Below are 21,585 nucleotides of genomic sequence, written 5' to 3'. Positions count from 1 at the left end.
GCATTTGGAAAGCGGTAACAACGCACGACTAATTTTGCGATGAAGGTGGTTTTTCCTATGGAACTGCGGGAAGCGGTAGAGATTATCGGGCGGATTCGCCGCAATATCGGCGAGGTGGTGGTTGGGAAGGAGAACGTGGTGGATTTGTTGCTCGCCGCGTTGCTCGGGAACGGGCATGTGCTGCTGGAGGATGTGCCGGGGACCGGAAAAACGCTGCTGGCTAAAGCGCTGGCGAAATCGCTTGGCGGCGAGTTTAAGCGCATCCAATTTACACCGGACCTGCTGCCATCCGATTTGAGCGGCATAAATTTCTATAATCAGAAGACCGGCGATTTCGAGTTCCGTTCCGGGCCGGTGTTCACTCATGTGCTGCTGGCGGACGAAATTAACCGGGCGACGCCGCGGACGCAGTCCAGCTTGCTGGAGTGCATGGAGGAACGGCAGGTGACGATCGACGGAGTGACGCATGAGCTGGCGGCGCCGTTTTTCGTCATGGCTACGCAGAACCCGGTCGATCAGCAGGGAACGTTCCCGCTGCCGGAAGCCCAATTGGACCGCTTCCTGGTGCGGATTGCCATGGGATATCCGACATCCGACGAGGGCGTGTCCATCCTTCGGCGCTTCAAGGAGCACCAGCCGCTGGCGGAGCTCCTTCCGGCCGCCTCGGCTGCGGAAGTGGCGGAAGCGCAGCGGTTCGCGCAGTCCGTCCGCGCGGCGGAGGACCTGCTCGCTTATATCGTGGCGATCACCGAGGCAACCCGCAAGCATCCGGAGGTCAAGCTGGGCGCGAGCCCGCGGGCGAGCATGAGCCTGCTGCGCGCCTCGCAAGGCTTTGCATTGGTTCGAGGCCGAGATTACGTGACGCCGGACGACATCAAGGCGGTGGCCGTGCCGGTGCTGGCGCATCGACTGATCCTGCGCCACAGCTTGCGCGGTGCGGACAATCCCGGTGCCGAGGTGGTGCGTCAGGCGCTGGAGCAGGTGGAGGTCCCGGCTGAAACGGTGCTGGCGGCACAGGGCAAGCAGGGGGACTGACCGATGCTGCTGCCATGGCTCCTTATCAGCACCGTAGGAATCATCGTGTCGTTGGCGCTTGTTTATCGCTGGCGAGCGTTGAAGGGGATCCGTTATCGGCGTTATTTTACGGAACGGGCGGTGTTTGAAGGGGATACCGTCGAAATGGTCGAGGTGATCGCGAACGCCAAGCTGCTGCCGTTGCCGTGGCTTCGGCTCGAATCCAGCATCGCTGCCGGCCTGACGTTTGGGCGGCAGAGCAACTTGAATATCCATGCCGGCGAGATCTATCAGAACCACAGCAGCTTATTCCACCTGCGGCCGTACCGGCAAATCACCCGGAGCCACCAAGTAATCTGCTCGCGCCGGGGATGGTATCGGCTGGAATCGGCCACGATGACGACGGGCGATCCGTTTGGGATGAACGCCAAGGTCAAGCGGTTCCCGCTGGACCTCGAACTGCTGGTGTACCCGCGAATTCTGGAGCTGCAGGAGCTGCCGTTGCCTAATCACAGCTGGCTGGGGGAGCTGCCCGTCCGGCGTTGGATCGTGGAGGATCCGTTCCTGACAGCGGGCACCCGCGAGTACCGGGCCGGCGACCCGCTTAGCAGCATCAACTGGAAGGCGACGGCCCGCACCGGCGAGCTGCAGGTGCATCAACGCGATTACACGGCCGACCATCGGATGATGATTTGCCTGAACCTGGAGACCAGCGATTCGATGTGGAAGACGGTCATCGAACCGGAGCGCATCGAGCTGGGGATCCGTTACGCAGCGACCGTGGCCGAGCATGCGCTCCGCAGCGGCCTGGCGGCGGGCTTCGCCTGCAATGCGTGCCTGGCGGACGGGCCAAGGGAGCCGATCCGGATCACACCGTATGCCTCCGCCGACCAGTTCACCTTGCTGCTTGAGACGCTGGCCCGGATGGTGCTGGACAAAACCGTCTCGATGATCCGACTGCTGGAAATCGAGCTGGAGGCGGGGACGACCGATACCGACTATCTGATCATCTCCTGCCACCGGGGCGAGAAGCTGGTGGAAACCGCCGAACTGCTGCGGCAAAACGGCAACGGCGTGGAGTGGATGGACATCCCAGCGGTGGTGTAAGAGCCGCCAGACCTAATAGAAGAAGCGCCGGTCAGGAATCCGGCGCTTCTTCTATTAATTTTGCCGTCAGCAGCAATCGTTCCGGGGCTGGCCCGACGTAGGTAAACGGGTAGCAGGTAATCAACGTCAGCAGCGGTTCGGTGGAGGCTTGCACCGCATTGGCATCGTCCTCGTCGACGATTCTCCGGCCCGTCACTTCATAGATAAAGTTACCGGCGGCGGTCTCTACCTCGATCCGATCCCCTGCCTTCAGCTTGCCGATGTTGCGGAAGACGGTATCCCGATGGCCGGCGAGGACGCTGTTGCCGTCTTCTCCTGGGAGCGGGGTGCCGGTTACATGCCCGACCCCCAGTTTGAGGGGGCCGTTCCCCGTTCCCTCCAGGATCGCATAGCGCTGATCGAGAGAAGGAAAGGCGATCTTGCCGAGAAGCTCGCCATCCTCGGCGATCCGCGCAGGCGCGGCGGCCTTTCCGTCGCCGCCGGTCTGCTGGAGCTTGCTGGCCAAGGCCGGGGACAGCGGGTTTTCGTCCGCTGACCGCACCGCGCGTTCGCTGTCCGTTTCCCGCTGCAGTTCATCCCATTGCCGCAAGGCTTGCTGCGCTTCCAGCGGGGCCTGGATCACCTGATAGATGGAGTACGCCAATACAACCAAGGAGCAGGAAAATACCAGCCATGCGGACATTCGTAATAATGAACGTTTGCGTCGCATCGGTTACTCCCGTCTTGACTTGCGGAGGAACATGCCGGTGCCGACCGTAGCAAACAAGCTGATCAGAATCAGGTTATACCACGGATTCGCCGTTTGCGGCAGCTCCTCGATCATGCCTGACCCGCCATCGCCTGGTCCTGGCCCTGGATCGGCCGGCGGCTGCGGTTGAGGTGACTCCTCCGGCTGTGGCTGAGGCTGCGGCAGAGCGGGATTTTCCGGTTGCTCCGGCGTGGAAGGATCAGGCTCCTCCCCTGAAGGGTTGCCCGAAGGCTCCTCGGTGGGTTGGCCCGGATTCGTTCCAGGGTTGCTTGGAGGATTGCCGTTATTCCCCGGCGTTGGATCATTGGGCTGATTCGGCCCCTCGCCCGGCGGATTGGAACCGCCGCCCCCGCCGTTGGAAGGCTCCTCGGCATAGGCGGAGAAGGCGAACGCGATCGTTGCTGCTTTGCCTTGATATTCGTTGCCGGCCTCTTCCGGGAATTTCACGCTTAAATCCAGCTCGTTCTCTCCACCGGCTGCAAGCCGTCCTAACGCGATTTCTTGTTGCTGCAGATGCAGCGCGCCGTCATAAATCACGGTGTCCCCGTCCTTTACCGTCAGCTGAAGGACATCGAAGAACTCGGTGTCCCCCGAGACAAAACGCGTCCGCACCTTGTAATCAAAAGCGATGCTGCCGTCATTCGCGACCGTAAACGTCCGTTCAACCCGGTCTCCGGGCTTTAAATTGGTCATCGGCAGCTCGCTGCTGAGCTCCGTTCCGATCCGCAGCTTCAAGGTATCTGCGGCGCTGGCCTGTCCTGCATGCCATACCACCCCGACGAGGATGGACGCAGCGTAAATGGCCGCGGCGTATTTGCGGAAGCTCCGATACCTCACCCTTTTCAATCGTCCCCATCCTTTCCCTTCCTTGCGATGTAGCCCTTTCAGACTGAGGGAGGCGTTCAATTCGTGCCGAGAGCTATCGCTATTCGTTGAAATGTTCGTTATAACGAACTAATACTTATGCTTATTATATCTCATTTTCCATAAATGGGAAGGGGGAAATCAGGCTGCTCGATTCATCTCACCTACAGGGGCTGTCGGGATCTGCGTACAAACCGCATCCAGTCGCGTCCCGCCCGGAAAATCTCCTTTAATCCCGGCGACCGTATAAGGTAGTACGGGGTGACCCGGCCTCCCCAATTGGTTTTGGAATAGGCGACCGTCGGGAGATTGGCCCCAGCGAAATCAAATTCGGCGAAGCCCAGGTCAGATAAATCCTGAAGGGCGAAGCTTTGCGACTGCTGAACCACGCCGAGGTTCAGATGTTCCGTTTTGCTGGCTGCGATCCAGCCGAAGGCACGGCGGCCATCCAACGATACAACTACACTGGTGCTGACCGGCTCTCCATTCGGCGCATAACAGACATAGGCGCGGAAGGCTTGATCCCCGAGCAGACTTTGGGCCAGCTCAAGATCCTGCTGCGTGAGATGGTGGCTGAAGCCCTGCCGCGTTTCCGTGCCCTGCAAGCACTGATATACCTCGGCCATGTCCTGCGTCAGCGCCGTCCAGTAGCCGGCGGCGGTCGCTTTTTTGATTTTTGCCCGGATTTCCGTGCTGGCCTGGTCTATCTCGTAGGGGAGCTCCACGATGTATGTATATTTCACCTCGGCGATAAAACCGCTCCATACAAACGGACGAATATCGGCAATACCAGGTGGAAAGACGAAGCTCGCGCTGCGCTGGACCTTCCGCAAATCCGGAATCATCGCTTTGGCCACCTCGTGCCATTGCCGGGTCAGCTTATACGGCTTATCTGTCGGCGTCGGGTGAAAGACGAAGGGGTGGTAAGGATTCAAGGGCGGTAAATACAAGTGGCCTCTCCGGTTGAAAAATAACAATCCCTCCCCCCGCGCTGGCGAATTAGGAGCTTCCCAACGGGCCAGGTGTGCGCGGCAGCCCCATTTTCGCGTGTGAAATTCCGCCCATTTTTCCACTTCATTACGATCATCCATACGATTACCTCTGGTTTCATTATTAAAGGCAGACCATGCCTTACTGCCAACCTATGATCTCGTCCATGAGAATATGTGAAAAAGGCGCGCAGCGCAGATCAAGGCAACTGCCGCTCCCTCCATAAAGACTTGGCATTATATATATCAACCAACTCAAAGGAGGTGAGATCATGATTGTAGTAACGAATTTTGGTGCAAAAGGCAACGGAGTGACGGACGACACCGCGGCGATTCAGAAAGCGTTCAACCAGGCGGCGGCTACCGGGGATACGGTTTATTTTCCCAAGGGGGTTTACCTGGTCAATCCGGCCAAAACGTTAAAAGTTGGCGGGAACACCACCGTGAAGGGCGACGGACATACCTCGATCATCCGTGCAGCGTCCAGCAGCTTTGGTTGGGAACTGATGCGGGTGTCGGGGAGTAACATCCTGTTGACTGGAATTGTCCTGGACGGCAATCGGCGGGTGAACCGGGTGCTTACGATCGCCGGGGGAAGTTCGCGGGTGAACGTCCAAGGGCTGCTCGTCCAAGGGGCGACTCATAGCAGTGACCGGCGCAGCGAGTATAATACGGGCGTTGTGTCAGGCATCGTGGTGTTGGGGAACACTGAATCGATTATGATCCAGGGAACCGAGGTTGCGGACGTTATCGCTCGGAACATGGGCGCAGCCGGTCTTGTCGCTCGGGGGATTTATGTCACCACGACCTGGGGCAGCAAGGAACGGGCCGCTCGGCAAGTCTCGATCACCGGCTGTTATATTCATCAGATTGGGCCAGCGGACGACGGGGACGGGATTTATTATGAGGACCCGGCCATGGAGGAGAACCGCGCCTCGGGGGTTGGCAGCTCGATTGTCGGTAACCGCTTTGATGAATGTGCTAAACGGGCGGTGAAGGTGTTTGCGAAAGGCGTCACGATCCGCGGCAATACGATCAACAACCCGTATCGAAACAACAACTATTATAAGGGGGCGGATCAGGGCCGCTTAGCCCCGGATATGTATTCGGCGATCAGCATCTATGGCGGGGATTGCGTTGTGGAAGAGAACCAAATCGCAGGGGGCGGCAGCTTCTATGCCGCCATCGAGGTTGGGGCCGGACCGGTCGTCGACAACGTGACCATTCAAGGGAATTCCGTCACCATGGGCAGCCAAAGCGAGATCAAAGGCACGACCGCGATCCGGCTTGGAAATATCCGCGATTTCGTCATTCGGGGCAATACGTTAAATCACGGCGAACGCGGGATCTGGACCTGGCAAAATGCGGAGAATGGGCGGATTGAAAGCAACGTCATCCGGATGCTGAAGGGGGGCGGGATTGACCTGACGACGTATCTGCGCGGGTACACGCAAAAGAACATCGTCTGCACGGGGAACCAAATTACGGCGTCCACCTTTAAAGTGAAAACCTCTTCGTCAACCAATTCGAATGTGGTGGCTCGATAGAGGATCCTTCTGCGCGGAGGGATTTTTTAAAAATAAGCTACTAAAACAGCAAAAACCTGAATATAAAACGGTATAGCAATCAACTTGGTAGACGGTAGAAGCCATCGCTTGACCCGCAAGAGGTGAGAACATTGGCGGAGGAAGCGGGCATTTTGGTTGTTTCGCTCGACTTCGAGTTATATTGGGGTGTTCGCGACCTTTATACCAAAGCGGAGTATGGAGCGAAATGGTTGCGAGAGAGGGAATGGATTCCTCGCATGTTAGAGTTGTTCCGGACGTCCGGCGTTCATGCGACGTGGGCCACGGTGGGGCTGTTGTTTTTCGAAAATCGACGTGAACTGTTGGCCGGGCTGCCGAAGCTCAAACCTAGTTATGCCGACAACAGGCTGTCCCCTTACGCCGAGATTGAAGCCGGTGCGGTTGGGGACGGGGAAGCCGAGGACCCTTCTTCCTTTGCCGCAACGCTGATCGAGCGAATCCGCCAGACTCCGGGTCAAGCGATTGGCTCCCATACGTTTTCCCATTATTACTGCAGCGAGAAAGGCCAAACCGCAGACGAGTTTTACAGCGACCTGCAGGCAAACGTAGCCATAGCCGAACAAAAGGGGATATCCCTTCAAAGCCTGGTGCTTCCGCGCAACCAGCTGCGCCGCCGGTATCTGCACCAACTGCCGGAGCTCGGGTTCAAGACGTACCGGGGGAATCCCCGACATTCGCTGTACCGCGGCGGCTATTCGCCGTCCGATCCCTGGTTCCGCCGGATGCTGCGGCTGGCAGACAGCTACTTGAACCTGACCGGGCACCACACTTACTCCGTGGACTCGATCTCACCTCGGCTGCCGATCAATCTGCCGGCAAGCTTCTTCTTCCGGACCCCGCCGGGGTTGCTTCGGCGGCTTGATCCGCTTCGATTGAAGCGGATCAAGGACGGAATGACCCAGGCTGCCCGGCAGGGGCAAGTGTATCATCTCTGGCTTCATCCTTACAACGCGGCGGACGAGGAATTATTCCGCTCGCTGGAAGCGGTAATCCGCCATTATCGCCATTTGGCCGAGCAATACGGAATGATCAGCCTGAATATGGAGGAGCTTGGAGAACGAGTGTTAGCGGGAGCGGGGAAACCGGCAGCGGCAATCCCGGAGGAAGCCGCGGGATTTACTGAGAACCGAAGCTTGCAGGCATTAATCGAATGAGGTGAACGACTATGGATATGGTAGATGTGTGGAATGCCGTTCGACGACATCTTCTCGCTTTTTCCCTCGTCATCGCGGCATGCGTCGGACTGGCTGTGCTTCTGAACGAAGTGGTGACTCCCTCCTACCGGGCGAATGTGAGTCTGGTCGCCAATATCGCCTCGAATCCGGAATCGAGTACATACAACGAGTTTCTAGCCAGCCAAATGCTGACCAAAACGTATGAGGATACGATTCAAAGCCGCTATATCGCCTCCGAGGTCAAGAAGCAAGTCTCCACCCCTGACACGGTCATTCAATTGCTGAAAAAGATCAAGGTCCGCACCGATCCGGGTACATTGGTCATCATGCTGTCCTATACGGGAGACGACCCGAAGCAGGCTGTCGCGATCGCCAACGCCTTCGCCGAAACGTTTATCGCCAAATCCAAGGAGATTGTGGCCGCAGCTAACGTTTCGATTCTGGATTACGCCAGCCTGGAGGAGACCAAGAAGCCGGTCAGCCCGCGTAAAGCGCTGAACATCGCGCTCGCCGGCTTCGTAGGCTTGTTCGGGGGACTCAGCCTGGCGCTGATCCTGGATGCCTGCCATATCCGCAACAAGAGAAACCGCCAAGCGCGGCGACCCTTGCCGGAGGATTACTCGGAGCTTAGCGACGCCCTGGTTCGGATTGAGAAGAAATATATAGGGAGGGCCGCCAAATGATGAATTTCGCCATCGCGGGCTGCGGACATATTGCTTACAAGCATGTCGACGCGATTGAAAAAACGGAAGGAGCCCGCCTGGTCGCCATATGCGATCCAAATCCGGACCGGCTCAAGGAACTGCGGGCGGTCACGTCGTCTACGGCCTATCCGGACCTGGGCACGATGCTGGCGAGGCAGCCGGAGATTGACGCGGTTTGCATCTGCACGCCCAGCGGGCTGCACGCGCCGCTGGCGCTTGAGGCGCTCCGGGAGGGCAAGCATCTCGTGCTGGAGAAGCCGGTGACGTTAAGCCTGACGGAGGCGGAGCAGCTGCGGGAAGCTGTTCGCGTGAGCGGCGTCAAGGCGACGGTCGTTCATCCGAACCGCTATCGGCCGGCGATGCAGGCACTCCGGGCGGCGTTGGCGGAGCACCGGTTCGGTAAGCTGAGCCACGTCAACATGACCCTCCGCTGGAACCGGAGCCAAGCCTATTATGATCAAGCGGCTTGGCGCGGCACGAAGGCGATGGACGGCGGGGTGCTGCTCAATCAGGCGATTCATGGCCTGGACTTGCTCCAGTGGTTGTTTGGTCCGGTTGCGGAGGTCAAATCGTTGACGGCTACGCGGATCAAGCAGATCGAAGCGGAGGATGTCGCCATTGCCGCGATCCGGCTCGACAGCGGCGCGCTGGGCGTGATCGAAGCTGCGACCACGGTGTACGGGCATAATCTCGAGGAAAGTATCTGGGTGTTCGGCGAGGAAGGATATGCCGTGATTGGCGGCAAGACGGCCAACTGGATCCGGCATTGGGTCTGCGCGTCGATGTCGCGGGAAGAGACGGAGGCGCTGATTCGCCGAGTGGACGAGGATCCTTACGGTGAGCCGGGGCACCAGTGCATCATCGCCGATCTGGTCCGGGCCGTTCAGGAGGACCGGGAACCGGAAATTACGCTGGAGGACGGCATTCGCGCCGTCAAGCTGGCACTGGACATGACCGGCGGGGGCAGCGGCGAACCCGCTCATACCCGCGGATAGGAAGGAGACGGTACATATGCATAGTGGAATGCAGAGCCGGTGGGTGCAGAACACGGAGAATCCCGGGGACGGGCAAGCCGAGCTGCTGCGCAAGTTAAAGGACAAAACCGCGGTGATCGGCGTGATCGGATTGGGGTATGTCGGTTTGCCGCTGGCCGTTGAAAAAGCGAAGGCCGGCTACAGCGTCATCGGTTTTGACGTACAGAGCCAAAAGATCGAGATGCTAAATCGCGGCCATAATTACATAGGTGATGTCGTAGACGAGGATTTACGCGAAATGGTGAAGGACGGGCGGCTGCGGGCTACCTCGGATTACGCGTTTTTGCGTGAAGTGGATGCTGTGGCGATTTGCGTTCCGACCCCGCTTGATATTTATCAGCAGCCAGATACGAGTTATGTCGAGAACTCCACGCGGGAAATCGCCCGGTTTCTCCACCAGGGGATGCTGGTCGTGTTGGAGAGCACCACGTACCCTGGAACGACAGAGGAGCTGGTGCGGCCGATCCTCGAAGCGACTAGGCTGCGCTGTGGCATTGATTTTTTCCTGGCGTATTCTCCAGAGCGGGTGGACCCCGGGAACAAGACGTACAATACGAAAAATACTCCCAAGGTGGTCGGCGGCGTCACTGCCGCTTGCTCGGAGGTGGCCGAGACACTGTATCGCGAGGTGCTGAACGGCGACGTGCACGTTGTATCCAGTCCGGCCGTGGCGGAAATGGAGAAGATTTATGAAAACACGTTCCGCCATATCAACATCGCCCTGGCGAATGAAATGGCCGTTCTCTGCAGCCGCATGGGGATCAACGTATGGGAAGTGATCGACGCGGCGAAGTCCAAGCCCTATGGATTTATGGCCTTTTATCCGGGGCCGGGGCTTGGCGGGCATTGCATCCCGGTGGATCCGTTTTATCTGACCTGGAAGGCGCGGGAATACGGGTACCATACCCGCTTGATTGAGTTGGCGGGAGAGATCAACAATGCGATGCCGGAATTCGTTGTGCGGCGGATCGGCGACATCTTAAACAACGACCGCAAGTCGCTGAGCGGCTCAACCGTCTATTTGCTGGGCGTTGCTTACAAGAAGGACATCGACGATTACCGCGAATCACCGGTGCTGAAGATGATCGGGTTGCTGGAGGAGCGCGGCGCCACCGTATGGACGAGCGATACGCATATTACGGAGTTTAAGTATCAAGGCCTGACTTATACGTGCGAGGAGCTGACCGAACAGCGGCTGCGAGCAGCGGATATTGCGGTGATCACAACGGATCATTCGGGATTTGACTATGAGCTGATCGGGCGCGCCAGCCGCTGCCTGCTGGATACACGAAACGCCATGAAGGATCAGGTCAAGCCGGATCGGTATTACTTGCTGTAACTCACCCATTAATCTGATGAGGAGCAAATAACCATGGATGCAATGATTCATGAAACTGCCGTAGTGGATCCGGGAGCGCAAATTGGGGAAGGGACAAGGATCTGGCATTTTACCCACGTGTCGTCCAGTGCGGTGATTGGCGGCCGATGCAGCCTGGGGCAAAACGTCTACGTTGCAGACCGCGTCCGCATCGGCAACGGGGTGAAGATCCAAAACAACGTCTCCGTCTATGAGGGCGTCATTTTGGAGGACGAGGTGTTTTGCGGGCCAAGCATGGTCTTTACGAATGTGCGGACGCCGCGCGCGGCGTTTCCGCGCAATCGCAGCCAGGATTATCTCAAGACGCGGGTCGGACGCGGTGCTTCTATCGGGGCGAATGCCACCGTCGTATGCGGGGTTACGATCGGGGAGTGGGCTCTGATCGCGGCGGGGGCCGTCGTCACCCGCGATGTGCCGCCCTATGCGCTGATTGCGGGAGTGCCTGGCCGGCGTATCGGCTGGGTGTGCCGCTGCGGCAAAACGCTGGGCTTTAGCGGCGGGATTGGACGGTGCGGCGACTGCGGCCGGGAATACCAGCTGGAGCAGGATGCCGTAGCGATCATAAAGGAAGGGTGAGCGGGTATGGAACCATTACAAACCGGGCAACAAGCGAGCGGTGCTGCGGGAAGCCCGAAGGAAGCGGGCAGCATCGCCACAGCTCAAGGAAAGCAAGCAGCCATCCCCTTGCTGGATCTGAAGCGGGAGGTTGCAGAGCTGAAGCCGCAGCTGATGCAGGCGATCGAAAAAGTGCTGGACGAAGCGGCGTTTATTATGGGCAGCGAGGTCAAGCGGCTGGAACAGGAGCTTGCCGAGTACCTGGGGACAAAGCATGCGATCACGCTGAACTCCGGTACGGACGCGCTGGTGATCGCGTTGCTTGCTGCCGGGATCGGCCACGGAGACGAGGTGATTACGACTCCGTTTACGTTTTTCGCTACGGCGGAGGCGATCAGTCGCGTAGGGGCAGAGCCGGTATTCGTCGATGTGGATCCGCTGACGTATAACCTGGATCTGGATAGCCTGGAGGCGGCCATCACGCCGCGCACCAAGGCGATCATCCCTGTGCACCTGTTTGGCCGCCCGCTGGATATGGAACGATTGATGCTGCTGGCTAGGCGCTGCGGGCTGATCGTCATTGAGGATACGGCTCAGGCGTTTGGCGCTGAGACGGGAGGGCGGAAGGCCGGGACGATTGGAGATATGGGATGCTACTCCTTCTTCCCATCCAAGAACCTGGGAGCCTACGGGGACGGCGGCCTTCTGGTTACGGACGACCCTGGGTTGGCCGAAGCCGCAGCCATGCTCCGGACGCACGGCTCGAAGCGCAAATATTACAACGAGCGGGTGGGCTTTAATTCCCGGCTGGATGAGATCCAGGCGGCGATCCTGCGGGTGAAGCTGCCCTATATTGAGACATGGAACGAGGGCCGCCGGCAGGCTGCCGCGCGTTACCGCGAGCTGCTGCAGGACATCCCCGGGCTGGTGCTTCCAGGCGAGGTTCCGTCCGGCGACAAGCAGGTGTTCCATCAATATACGGTGAGGGTGCTGAACGGACGGCGGGACGCCCTCCAGGCAGGACTGGCTGAAGCCGGAATCAGCAGTTACGTGTATTACCCGCTGCCGCTCCATCGGCTTCCTGTCTACGTAGGCCACAACCTGGTCTTTCCGTTGGCGGAGCAGCTGTCGCAAGAGGTGTTGTCGCTGCCGATTTGGCCGCAAATCAGCGCAGAAGTGCAGGAACACATTGCCGGGCAGGTTCGCAGGCTGATGGGCTAATTTATTTTTCAAAGGACGATTATGCCAAACATGATAAGAAAATTTAACTTCCAATTTATCCGCCATCTTAGACAGCTTGGGGAACTGCTGCGGCTCCAAAACGTGCCCGCCCTGCTGTGGAAACTCAAGAACGACGGGTTCCTGAAGAACGTAGCCGTGCTGGCCAGCGGAACGGTTGTCAGCCAGGTGATCGTGATGGCGACGCTGCCGGTGTTGACGCGCCTTTACTCGCCAACTGAATACGGGACGTACTCGATGTACCTGTCGATTATCGGGATCTTGCTGATGGTGATTTCGTTCTCCTACGAAAATGCCATTACGCTGCCGGAAGACGACCGTACCGCCTCCAACGTGCTCAGTCTGTCCCTGCGCATCTGTATCGGGGTCAGCATTGCCAGCGGCATCGGGATTCATATCCTGGAGGAACCGCTGTCGGCTTGGCTGCACGAATCTTATTTGACGCACTATTATCTGTTCTTTATCGTCAGCTTGTTCGGAGCCGGGTTCTATCAAATCCTGAACTACTGGTCGATCCGCAAAAAATACTTTAAGCAGCTGGCGCGAACGAAATATACGCAAAGCCTGAGCCAAGTATCCTCGCAGATTGGTTTGAGCTTGTTCCACCTCGGGCCGTTAGGGCTGATCATTGGGGATATCATCGGCCGATTTGGCGGATTGCTGCCGCAGTGGAAGCTCTGGCGCCGAGATGTCAAAAGCCAGGCCATCACCTCGGATTGGGCTGACTTGAAGGAGAGCGCCTACCGATACCGGCGGTTTCCGTTCCTGTCGATGGCCGCCGGGCTGCTGAACAGCGTTGTCCTCTACGTACCTACCATCCTGCTCGCTTCGTTCTACGGCCCGCAGGTGGCCGGCTGGTTCGCGCTTTGCCAGCGGATTCTCGGCTCACCGATGACGCTGATCATGACCTCCGTTCGCAACGTGTACTTGGCGGAATCCGCCGACTCCATGATCAACCATCCCCACAAACTGTATCCCTTATTCCGCAAAACGGTACGCAACGTCTTTCTGTTCGGCGCCTTGGTTATTTTTATCATCGTTGGGGTAGGTCCCTACCTATTCTCGTTCCTGTTTGGCGAAGAGTGGGCCCGGTCAGGCAGCTTTATCCGCATTCTCTCGATGATGTACTTAAGTCAGTTTGTCGCCAATTCCGTTGGATCCACGATCGACGTGATGGAACGGCAGGATCTGCATTTGTACCGGGAGATCATTCGGACGGTGCTCATTTTGGGCTCTTTGTATTTCGCCTGGCATACGCACCAGTCGGCCGAAATGGCCATCGGGCTGTTCAGCGCTGCATCTACGTTGGGGTACGCGCTGCATCTGGGGCTGTCGTGGCATTCGGTGCGGAAGTACCGGGGGGCAGAGGACAAGGCGGAGGATACGCTAGAAACCGTTGAAATCATTGCAGCCGAAGCTGCTGCGGACAGATCACTACTGGGCAAGGAGCGAGGTTAACGGGATGCTGACGATTTATTCGCCTCCAGCAAGGGCGGCCGAGAGAGAATACATCTACCGCGTGATTTTGGGCGAGTTCCTTGGTCTGGACTATACCATCATTTACCGGGACGGAGAGCATGTTGAATTGACCTGGGCATCGGGAACGGCTGCAGAACGAGAGGGGGAGGCAGCCTCTAGCAGACTCCTCCGCATGCCGGACGTGCTTCTGAAGACGCCCGACCGGATATGGCTGACCTCCGCTTCCTTGCCGAAGCTGCCGCTGGATCGGTTCAAGAAACCAACAAGAGGAACGGGGGAAGAACTGCTGCCGGTTATCTATGGCAAAAAAGGACGGACAGGCGCTTACATCGAGCCGTTAAACGAAGAGGGCGAGGAAGGCTGCTATCTTGGCGTGGATGTGTTCGGCAGCTGTTTGTTTATGCTGACGAGGTATGAAGAGATTGCGGTCCAGGAGCGAGACGGGCACGGCCGGTTTCCGGGATACCGTTCTCTCGCCTGGCGCGAGTCCTTCCTGCATCGCCCGATCGTCAATGAATACGTGGAGCTGTTGTGGGAACTGCTGCACGGGCTGTGGCCGGAGCTGGCCCGCAGGAAGCGAGAGGCGGCGATTTACCTGAGTCATGACGTGGATTATCCGTTCTACGTTTACGGCCGCAGCCGACTGCGGATGATCCGCGAAGTGATGATGGACGCTGTTCGCCGCCGGGATCTTGATTCGGCCCGTAAGAAAGCCGGGGTGCTTCTTCGATCCCGACGAGCACTGGACCAGGATCCGTTCAACACGTTTGGCTGGTTGATGGAGCTAAGCGAACAAGCCGGGCTGCGCAGCGCCTTTTATTTCATCACCGAGGAGCATCAAGACAAATCCGGGATTGACGGCAACTATTCCATCGACGACCCGGCGATCCAGCAGCTTCTGCAGGAAATCCATGCCCGGGGGCATGAGATCGGGCTGCATCCGGGGTACTATACGTTTTTGAATCCCGCACGGACCCGCAGACAATTTGAGAAGCTGCGGGAAATTGCTGAAGCTGGTGGCATTCATCAGGTGGCTTGGGGCGGGCGCCAGCACTATTTGCGCTGGCAGGCGCCGGACACATGGCAATTCTGGGAGGATGCCGGACTGGACTATGACGGCACGCTTGGATATGCGGACCAGGCGGGCTTCCGCTGCGGGGTTTGTTATGAATTTCCGGTGTTTAATCTAAAGACCCGGCGGGAGCTGGCATTGCGTGAGCGTCCACTCATCGTGATGGACCAAACCATCCTGCACCCAGAGTATATGGGGCTCACCCTCGAACAAGCCTATGAAACGATCCGCTGGCTATACCTGGAATGCCGGAAGTACAATGGCGACTTCACGCTGCTGTGGCACAACAGCCAGCTCGTGAAATCGTCGGATCGCTGGCTTTACCGCAAGGTGGTACTGGAGCTGCTCGGGTCAACGCAGCCGTAAGGGGGAGAATGCGTGAGAATCGCCTATTTGATTCATTGGAACGAAGGGCCGGAGAGCGGCGTATTCAAAAAAATCATCAGCCAAGCACGAACCTGGCAAGCGCTAGGCCATGAAACGGCGCTGTTTCTGTTCAGCCGGGATACGGCCGCGGCTTGGACGGAAGCGGAAAGCTGCGGGCTGCCTGTCTTTCGCGTAACGTATCGCGGCAGGTTGGGCCGGGCCCCCCGATTTAAAGCGTTAACTGCCCGAGTGCGCGCCTGGAAGCCGGACGTCATCTACCACCGCTATGATTTGTATTATCCCTCCTTGCCTCGGCTGCTCCGGGATCACCCGTCCGTGCTGGAGATTAACACGGATGATCTTGCGGAGCTGGAGTTGGAAAGCGGCGGGCTTGGGCTCCGCCGCATGTATCACTTGCTGACGCGCCGCTTCGTCTTGAGAGCCGCCGGAGGATTTGTGTTCGTCAGCGGGGAGTTGGCTGAAACAGCGAGCTTCCGGCGGTACGTGAAGAACGATTATGTGGTGATCGGCAACGGTATCCCGTTGGATCAGTTTGGAGCAACCGCTGTGGAGGATGCGGCGAATCACTCGGACTCTGATCCAGTGCGGTTTGTGTTTATCAGTTCGCCGGGCCAAGCCTGGCAGGGCTTGGACGAGATCGCCCGGCTGGCCGCCGTTAAGTCGGACTGGCAGTTTGACATCATCGGTCCGGAGCGCGGCGAGCTGGAGGAGGCTGGCCTGCAGGTGCCGGCGAACATGGCGTTTCACGGCCAGTTGACACGTGATCGTTATCAGCCGCTGCTCGATCAGGCCGATATCGCCATCGGAACGCTGGCGCTGTATCGCAAAGGCATGAAGGAAGCCTCGCCGCTGAAGGTCCGCGAATATTTGGCCAACGGCCTGCCGGTGATCGCGGCCTACCGGGAGACGGATTTTCCGGAGCCGGTCCCCATCTTTCTCCAACTGCCGGGCGAGCCGGCGAACGTGATCCGCCATCTCTCTGAGATTGAACGCTTTGTCCGCGAATGGCGGGGGCGGCGGGTGGAACGGGAGCAGGTGCGTCACTTGGACGTCGCCTTTAAAGAGGCGGCGCGGGTGGCTTATATGCGGCGGATTGCTGGGCGGCAGGAAGGAGGGGGCTGAGGATGGTCGAGACCAGTCTGATATGGATCGGATTGCTGGTTGTGGCCGTCATATTTTTTAACCTTCAGTGCCTGTTGTCATTAATAATGAAAGTGGACGCCGCCTACCTGTTTGCGTTTTGCATCTATTTCGATTTCTTTGCCTACTTCTACAAGCTGGCCGTTCCCGGGGAATCGTTAATCCTGTTAGTTGGAGCGCCGCTGCTGCCGGTGGGTGCCGCTCTGCTGCTTAAACCGTTAATTGTCCTGGAGACGCTGCGGGATCAAGGGATTTGGCTTTGGGCGATTTTTCTCGGCTATGCCCTCATCTCGCTGACCTGGGCTCCGGCTGAATCCAACGGATTCATGAAGGAAGTTATTCTGTTGGCGCATGGCGTTGTTCCGGCGCTGTATATCTATCTCGTCTATCGAAAATACGGCCGGTTTTCCTGGAGCATCGTCGCCTGGGCCGGCTTGGCTTACGCGGTGTTGCATCTGCTGCTAGGCGAGTACAACGAAGAATATCCCGGACGGTTAACGCTTCCTGGCGGAAATCCGATCTTTAACGCCCGGACATCGCTGATTACGGCAACGGTATGCCTTTGGGCGCCGCGGATTCCGCTGCCGCTCAGGCTTCTGTCGCTGGGCGTCACGCTGGCTTCGGCGCTGGCCACGCAGTCTCGGGGGCCGCTGGCGGCTTTTCTGCTCGCCAACGCGCTGTATTTGGGCGTATGGTTCATCCGTCAATTCCGGGTGCGGAAGTTAAGGAAACTGTCGCGTTTCACTGTGCCGCTGCTGTTTCTGGCGATCGTAGCGGGTGGAGTCGCATCGGCTTATGCGGAGCAATTGGAGGATTGGGTGGAAAACAGCCGGTTTATGGTCCTGTTCGACCGAAATCAGCTGCAGGGCGACGATAACTATATCGGCCGGTTGGACTTGCAGACAAGGGCCTTGGAGAAGCTGGAGTCCACTCCGTTTCTCGGGGCCGGGCTAGGCAGCGTCACACCTCCCTTAGCCCGGGATTTTCCGCATAATCTGGTGCTGGAAATCGCAGCTGAAGGGGGATTTGTGGGGTTAACATTATGGACATTCGCCCTGCTGTTCTCTTTAGGGGCGGCTTGCCAACGTACGCCGGTGCTGGCCATCCTGCTGGTTCAGTCGGTGGGTTACTCCCTGCTCAGCGGGGACTTTGGTTACAACTACGAATACGTGGTGATGGCCGTGACAGGATTGGCGCTGCTGCCGGTCAAGCAACGGGAAGGAGTGGGGATCCAACGTGAAGCTCTTATTTGTGATCACCGGATTTGATTATGCGGGAGCGGAAAACCAAGTGCTGCTGCTGTGCCGCGAACTGCGGGCCAGAGACTGCGAGGTCCGTCTGGTGACGATGATACCGCCGGTGGCGTACTTGGAGGAGCTTAAGGAGCTGGGGATTGAAGTTGTCAGCCTCGGCATGAAAAAAGGGGTACCGGACCCTCGGGCGATCTGCCGGCTTACCAGCTTGATTCGGCGGATGCGGCCCGATGTGGTCCATAGCCATCTGGTGCATGCGAATATTTTGGCGCGTGTCACGCGGTTGTTTGTGCGCATTCCGTTTTTGGTCTGCACTGCCCACAACGTCAACGAAGGGGGCTGGCGGCGGGAGCTGCTGTACCGGCTTACCGATCCGCTGGGGGACCTGCTGACCAATGTCAGCCAGGAAGCGGTGCGCATATATACTGAGCGCAGAATCGCGCCAGCCCGTAAAACCCGGTTGATGGAAAATGGCATCGATCTCAGCCGCTTCGCCGAGGATCCCCGACAACGCCGGCAGTTGCGGGCAGAGCTGGGGGTGGAGCAAGGGGGCGCATGTGAGGCGGAGGAACGCGGGGAGGAAGTCCGGGCCGGAACAGGTGGAGAAGGTGAACAAGCCGTTGTGGAGAGCGCGGGGCTTCCGCAGGAGCCGTTTGTCTGGCTGGCTGCCGGACGTTTCGTCCCGGAGAAGGATTACCCGGCTATGCTGCTAGCCTATGCCGAAGCGCGGCAGCGCTTTGCGAACAGCGTGCTGTGGATCGCCGGAATCGGACCGGAACGGCCGCGGATCGAACAGCTGGCGGCGGAGCTGGGTTTATCGGCATACGTGCGCATCCTCGGCATTCGTACGGACATGCCGGCCCTGATGCAAGCCGCTGATGGATTTGTCCTGTCCTCGAAATGGGAAGGGTTGCCGATCGTACTGCTGGAGGCTTGCGCCAGCCGGCTGCCGATCGTTGCTACCGCCGTAGGCGGCAATGCCGAGGTGGTGCTGGACGGCGTAAATGGCCACCTGGTACCGGCGGCGGAGCCGGCCGCGCTGGCTCGTGCGATGGAGCAGGTGACGGCCCTGCCGCCGGAGGAGCGGCGAGCCATGGGGCAGCGCGGTTGGGAACACGCTGCGGCCCATTATGACATTTCCCGTGTCACCGGGAAATGGATTGAGCTTTACGAGCAGGCATCCGGCCGGAAGCTGCCTTCTGCCCGAATGTTGTCCAAGGAGGCGCATAAAGGATGACGCAAACGCGAAAAGCCGCTTATATCGCAACGGTATACGCCCATTTGGCGGCGTTCCATCTGCCTTTTATGCGCGATCTGCGGGCTGCCGGGTTTACCGTTCATGCCTACGCCGCCCCGGATCACGGCCGGGAAGAGGTGGACGCCGCCGGGTTTACGTGCCGGGACCTGCCGTTTAGCCGCAATCCACTGGCCCCCGGGAACGTTCGAGCCTTGCGGGAGCTCGTGGACTGGCTCAAACGGGAGCGATATGACCTGATTCATGTGCATACGCCCAACGCAAGTGTGGTCTGCCGGGTGGCCGCCTTAATGGCAGGCCGTCCGTATCCTAAAGTCGTTTACACCGCCCACGGTTTTCATTTTTATACCGGAGCTCCTTGGTTGAACTGGCTGTTGTATTACCCGCTGGAGCGGCTCTTATCCCGGTGGACCGATATTCTCGTGACGATCAACCGGGAGGATGCCCGGCGGGCGGCCGCCTTTCCGGTGCGTGGCCGCAGCGTCTACGTCCCCGGGGTTGGCGCAGATCTGACTTTATATTCGGACGCGGCCTTGGGGGATGGAAATCGCGAGCAGCAACGCCGCGAGTTGGGCTTAGCCCCGGACGATTTCGCCGTGCTCTGCATTGCGGAGCTGAACCGCAACAAAAATCAAGCGCAGCTGATTGAAGCGATCGCGGAGCTTCGGCGCCGAGGCGTCCCGGCCGTGCTGCTGCTGGCCGGGGTTGGCCGGGAGGAAGCGCGGTATCGGCAGCTCGCCGCGGAGTCCGGCGTGGCAGAGGCCGTGCGCTTCCTCGGCTATCGCCGCGACGTGCCGCAGCTGCTGCAAGCAGCGGACGTCCTGGCGCTCGCGTCGCGGCGTGAGGGCCTGCCCAAGGCGCTGCTGGAGGGGCTGGCCGCCGGCAAGCCGTTGGTGGCCACGGCGGTGCGCGGCAGCCGCGATCTCGTCGCCCCCGGCCGCAACGGCTACCTCGTTCCGGTTGGGGACGTGCAGGCCACCGCCGAGGCGCTCGAGCGGCTGCAGCAGGACGCCGGGCTGCGGCAGCGCATGGGCGAGTACGGCCGCAAGCTGGCGCGGCTGTACGATTTGGAGCAAATTCGCCGCGACGTGGCGGCGATGTATACGCAGCTTGGGGTGCACAAGCGGGCAGAAGCTTGGGAGGATCAGCCGCGCTTGGAAGACGCGGAGGGGGAAGGGATTTATGATCAAGCTGTTTCGGAATAATGGGATGAAGGCGGTGCTTCTCCTTCTTGATCTGCTGGCGATATATGCCAGCTACTGGCTTGCTGCCGGACTGCTGCCGCAAGGGAGCTGGAGCCAGCCCGGTGTGCTGGGGGATTCATCATTCGGTAGCGCCCCATGGTTAGGGATGTTAACGGTGATGACGTATTATTTTTTTAACTTATACGATTTGGCAGGACGGCGGAAGCCGGCGCAATTTCTATGGAATTTACTGCTGGCCCAGTTATTCGTCGCCGCGGAGCTGATCGTGTTCAGCTATGCGAGCAAATGGTTGAGCTTGCCTCCGCGTCTGTTGCTCTTTACATTTGCCGCCCAGTTGCTGTTATCGTTTGGCCTTCGGTTGCTGTTGTTTTACATCCAGAGCAAAGGATTTACCCGCAAAAAGACGTTGGCCGTGGTCAGCGCTGAAGCTCCTGGTGAAGAAGCGCTGCGCGGCATGTTGGAACAGGGCAAGCCCTGGTTCCGCGTTGAGCGGATTGTACGCGCGGACAGTGGAGAGGCGGGCGAAGCACTGCCGGAGCAGGCATGGGAAGGGATGGAGACGTTGCTCATCGGTCCAGGGTTGACTCCCGAAACGAAGGCAGCATGGGTTCAGGCCGCAGGGAAAAGAAATATGGAAGTGGTCATCGTTCCCGATTTTTACGAGCTGTATCTCGCCGATGCCGAGCCGCAACAAATTGGCGATTTGCTGGTGTATTCGCTGATACCGCCGCAGTTGACGCTGCCGGAGCGCCTGTTCAAGCGCCTTTTTGATCTGACGGTATTTTCGGTTTTGCTGCTTGCCGCATCCCCCGTGATGCTTGCGATGTTCCTCCTCATCCCGCTGACGTCGCGAGGGAAGGCGCTGTATGTTCAGGAGCGCATCGGGCTGCATGAAAAGCCGTTCTCGTTGTACAAGTTCCGCAGCATGGTGGATGGAGCAGAAGCCGCAACCGGCCCGGTGCTGGCCGGGCGGAACGATGCCCGGGTGACCCGGCTGGGCCAGTGGATGCGCGCCACCCGGATCGACGAGCTGCCGCAGCTGTTCAACGTGCTGCTTGGTCATATGAGCTTGGTAGGGCCGCGGCCGGAGCGGGCGTTTTTTATTAACCGGTTTAAAGAGGAACTGCCGCATTACACGTATCGGCTGATGGTGAAGCCGGGGTTAACGGGATATGCCCAAGTGATGGCAGGGTATGCCACCACACCGTCCGACAAGCTGCGTTACGACTTGATGTACATCAAAAGATATTCGCTGCTGCTCGATCTGAAGATCCTGTTCCAGACGATCCGGGTCGTGCTTCAACGGGAGCAAGCCAAAGGCGTGGAGGCAGGCGCAGCGGCAACGTCCACGGCAGCGGGAAAGGATAGCGAAAATGCCTCCACCGGCCTCCAAATCTAATG

Annotated in this window: 19 protein-coding genes; 16 read left to right on the top strand and 3 right to left on the bottom strand. The window is 58.9% G+C overall.

Translation table 11 applies throughout. From position 1 onward, the window contains the following. The first annotated feature begins 57 nt into the window (after nucleotides 1–57). Together M3G15_RS07450 and M3G15_RS07445 are read left to right on the top strand one after the other, a co-directional pair. Nucleotides 58–1,035, top strand: coding sequence for an AAA family ATPase (locus M3G15_RS07450; RefSeq protein ID WP_260070526.1), 978 nt, complete (start codon nucleotides 58–60; stop codon nucleotides 1,033–1,035). Between the two features lie 3 nt (nucleotides 1,036–1,038). After that, the gene (locus M3G15_RS07445; RefSeq protein ID WP_260070525.1) at nucleotides 1,039–2,121 is read left to right on the top strand and encodes a DUF58 domain-containing protein; all 1,083 of its coding nucleotides are present in this window, start codon (nucleotides 1,039–1,041) and stop codon (nucleotides 2,119–2,121) included. A gap of 31 nt (nucleotides 2,122–2,152) precedes the next feature. Here the strand turns inward: M3G15_RS07445 and M3G15_RS07440 are convergent, their stop codons facing one another. From M3G15_RS07440 to M3G15_RS07430, 3 genes are all read right to left on the bottom strand, one after another. Then, nucleotides 2,153–2,830 carry a sortase gene (locus tag M3G15_RS07440; protein ID WP_009223917.1) on the bottom strand — a complete coding sequence of 226 codons (678 nt, stop codon included), beginning with the start codon at nucleotides 2,828–2,830 and terminating at the stop codon, nucleotides 2,153–2,155. Between the two features lie 3 nt (nucleotides 2,831–2,833). Continuing rightward, the gene (locus M3G15_RS07435) at nucleotides 2,834–3,715 is read right to left on the bottom strand and encodes a hypothetical protein (RefSeq protein ID WP_009223918.1); all 882 of its coding nucleotides are present in this window, start codon (nucleotides 3,713–3,715) and stop codon (nucleotides 2,834–2,836) included. Between the two features lie 182 nt (nucleotides 3,716–3,897). Beyond that, on the bottom strand, nucleotides 3,898–4,824 hold the full coding sequence (locus M3G15_RS07430; protein WP_260070524.1) for a GNAT family N-acetyltransferase: 927 nt from the start codon (nucleotides 4,822–4,824) through the stop codon (nucleotides 3,898–3,900). Nucleotides 4,825–4,994: 170 nt separating this feature from the next. Here M3G15_RS07430 and M3G15_RS07425 point away from each other — a divergent pair, with 170 nt between their 5' ends. The 14 genes from M3G15_RS07425 (at nucleotide 4,995) to M3G15_RS07360 (ending at nucleotide 21,583) form a co-directional block, all read left to right on the top strand. Continuing rightward, nucleotides 4,995–6,269 (top strand): glycoside hydrolase family 55 protein, encoded by a 1,275-nt coding sequence (locus M3G15_RS07425; protein ID WP_260070523.1) that lies wholly within the window; start codon nucleotides 4,995–4,997, stop codon nucleotides 6,267–6,269. Between the two features lie 131 nt (nucleotides 6,270–6,400). Then, complete coding sequence (locus M3G15_RS07420) at nucleotides 6,401–7,462, top strand: polysaccharide deacetylase family protein (RefSeq protein ID WP_260070522.1); 1,062 nt, start codon at nucleotides 6,401–6,403, stop codon at nucleotides 7,460–7,462. An 11-nt stretch (nucleotides 7,463–7,473) separates the two neighbouring features. Beyond that, entirely contained in the window at nucleotides 7,474–8,166 is a 693-nt protein-coding gene (locus M3G15_RS07415) for a YveK family protein (RefSeq protein WP_260070521.1), read from the top strand. Further along, nucleotides 8,163–9,182: a Gfo/Idh/MocA family protein gene (locus M3G15_RS07410; RefSeq protein WP_260070520.1), complete on the top strand. Its 1,020-nt coding sequence runs from the start codon at nucleotides 8,163–8,165 to the stop codon at nucleotides 9,180–9,182. The genes M3G15_RS07415 and M3G15_RS07410 overlap by 4 nt, the downstream gene beginning before the upstream one ends. 28 nt (nucleotides 9,183–9,210) lie before the next feature. Then, nucleotides 9,211–10,560, top strand: coding sequence for a nucleotide sugar dehydrogenase (locus M3G15_RS07405; RefSeq protein ID WP_260070530.1), 1,350 nt, complete (start codon nucleotides 9,211–9,213; stop codon nucleotides 10,558–10,560). Nucleotides 10,561–10,593: 33 nt separating this feature from the next. Continuing rightward, nucleotides 10,594–11,175: an acyltransferase gene (locus M3G15_RS07400; protein ID WP_260070519.1), complete on the top strand. Its 582-nt coding sequence runs from the start codon at nucleotides 10,594–10,596 to the stop codon at nucleotides 11,173–11,175. A 153-nt stretch (nucleotides 11,176–11,328) separates the two neighbouring features. Next, on the top strand, nucleotides 11,329–12,375 hold the full coding sequence (locus tag M3G15_RS07395) for a DegT/DnrJ/EryC1/StrS family aminotransferase (protein ID WP_260070529.1): 1,047 nt from the start codon (nucleotides 11,329–11,331) through the stop codon (nucleotides 12,373–12,375). Between the two features lie 30 nt (nucleotides 12,376–12,405). After that, nucleotides 12,406–13,851 carry a lipopolysaccharide biosynthesis protein gene (locus tag M3G15_RS07390; protein WP_260070518.1) on the top strand — a complete coding sequence of 482 codons (1,446 nt, stop codon included), beginning with the start codon at nucleotides 12,406–12,408 and terminating at the stop codon, nucleotides 13,849–13,851. After that, nucleotides 13,790–15,310, top strand: coding sequence for a polysaccharide deacetylase family protein (locus tag M3G15_RS07385; protein ID WP_260070517.1), 1,521 nt, complete (start codon nucleotides 13,790–13,792; stop codon nucleotides 15,308–15,310). The genes M3G15_RS07390 and M3G15_RS07385 overlap by 62 nt, the downstream gene beginning before the upstream one ends. 12 nt (nucleotides 15,311–15,322) lie before the next feature. After that, the gene (locus M3G15_RS07380) at nucleotides 15,323–16,453 is read left to right on the top strand and encodes a glycosyltransferase (RefSeq protein ID WP_260070516.1); all 1,131 of its coding nucleotides are present in this window, start codon (nucleotides 15,323–15,325) and stop codon (nucleotides 16,451–16,453) included. Between the two features lie 2 nt (nucleotides 16,454–16,455). Next, the gene (locus tag M3G15_RS07375) at nucleotides 16,456–17,739 is read left to right on the top strand and encodes an O-antigen ligase family protein (protein ID WP_260070515.1); all 1,284 of its coding nucleotides are present in this window, start codon (nucleotides 16,456–16,458) and stop codon (nucleotides 17,737–17,739) included. Continuing rightward, nucleotides 17,708–18,961: a glycosyltransferase gene (locus M3G15_RS07370; RefSeq protein ID WP_260070514.1), complete on the top strand. Its 1,254-nt coding sequence runs from the start codon at nucleotides 17,708–17,710 to the stop codon at nucleotides 18,959–18,961. The genes M3G15_RS07375 and M3G15_RS07370 overlap by 32 nt, the downstream gene beginning before the upstream one ends. Further along, on the top strand, nucleotides 18,958–20,184 hold the full coding sequence (locus tag M3G15_RS07365; RefSeq protein WP_260070513.1) for a glycosyltransferase family 4 protein: 1,227 nt from the start codon (nucleotides 18,958–18,960) through the stop codon (nucleotides 20,182–20,184). Before M3G15_RS07370 ends, M3G15_RS07365 begins: the two co-directional genes overlap by 4 nt. Then, a complete protein-coding gene (locus tag M3G15_RS07360) occupies nucleotides 20,162–21,583 on the top strand; it encodes a sugar transferase (RefSeq protein WP_260070512.1) in 1,422 nt (473 codons plus the stop codon). Before M3G15_RS07365 ends, M3G15_RS07360 begins: the two co-directional genes overlap by 23 nt. Nucleotides 21,584–21,585: the final 2 nt, after the last annotated feature.

Origin of the sequence: Paenibacillus sp. p3-SID1389 (assembly GCF_025151705.1) — a bacterium.
In the GTDB taxonomy this organism is placed as follows: Bacteria; Bacillota; Bacilli; order Paenibacillales; family Paenibacillaceae; genus Fontibacillus; species Fontibacillus phoenicis.
The sequence above is the reverse complement of the archived record's forward strand: the minus strand, read 5'-3'. Positions and strand labels throughout refer to the sequence as shown.

What these genes read in the sequence shown, in the direction of transcription:
- M3G15_RS07450 (WP_260070526.1), top strand. Translation starts at nt 58, where the DNA reads ATGGAACTGCGGGAAGCGGTAGAGATTATCGGGCGGATTCGCCGCAAT.
- M3G15_RS07445 (WP_260070525.1), top strand. Translation starts at nt 1,039, where the DNA reads ATGCTGCTGCCATGGCTCCTTATCAGCACCGTAGGAATCATCGTGTCG.
- M3G15_RS07440 (WP_009223917.1), bottom strand. Translation starts at nt 2,830, where the DNA reads ATGCGACGCAAACGTTCATTATTACGAATGTCCGCATGGCTGGTATTT.
- M3G15_RS07430 (WP_260070524.1), bottom strand. Translation starts at nt 4,824, where the DNA reads ATGGATGATCGTAATGAAGTGGAAAAATGGGCGGAATTTCACACGCGA.
- M3G15_RS07425 (WP_260070523.1), top strand. Translation starts at nt 4,995, where the DNA reads ATGATTGTAGTAACGAATTTTGGTGCAAAAGGCAACGGAGTGACGGAC.
- M3G15_RS07415 (WP_260070521.1), top strand. Translation starts at nt 7,474, where the DNA reads ATGGATATGGTAGATGTGTGGAATGCCGTTCGACGACATCTTCTCGCT.
- M3G15_RS07410 (WP_260070520.1), top strand. Translation starts at nt 8,163, where the DNA reads ATGATGAATTTCGCCATCGCGGGCTGCGGACATATTGCTTACAAGCAT.
- M3G15_RS07405 (WP_260070530.1), top strand. Translation starts at nt 9,211, where the DNA reads ATGCAGAGCCGGTGGGTGCAGAACACGGAGAATCCCGGGGACGGGCAA.
- M3G15_RS07400 (WP_260070519.1), top strand. Translation starts at nt 10,594, where the DNA reads ATGGATGCAATGATTCATGAAACTGCCGTAGTGGATCCGGGAGCGCAA.
- M3G15_RS07395 (WP_260070529.1), top strand. Translation starts at nt 11,329, where the DNA reads ATGCAGGCGATCGAAAAAGTGCTGGACGAAGCGGCGTTTATTATGGGC.
- M3G15_RS07390 (WP_260070518.1), top strand. Translation starts at nt 12,406, where the DNA reads ATGATAAGAAAATTTAACTTCCAATTTATCCGCCATCTTAGACAGCTT.
- M3G15_RS07375 (WP_260070515.1), top strand. Translation starts at nt 16,456, where the DNA reads ATGGTCGAGACCAGTCTGATATGGATCGGATTGCTGGTTGTGGCCGTC.
- M3G15_RS07365 (WP_260070513.1), top strand. Translation starts at nt 18,958, where the DNA reads ATGACGCAAACGCGAAAAGCCGCTTATATCGCAACGGTATACGCCCAT.
- M3G15_RS07360 (WP_260070512.1), top strand. Translation starts at nt 20,162, where the DNA reads ATGATCAAGCTGTTTCGGAATAATGGGATGAAGGCGGTGCTTCTCCTT.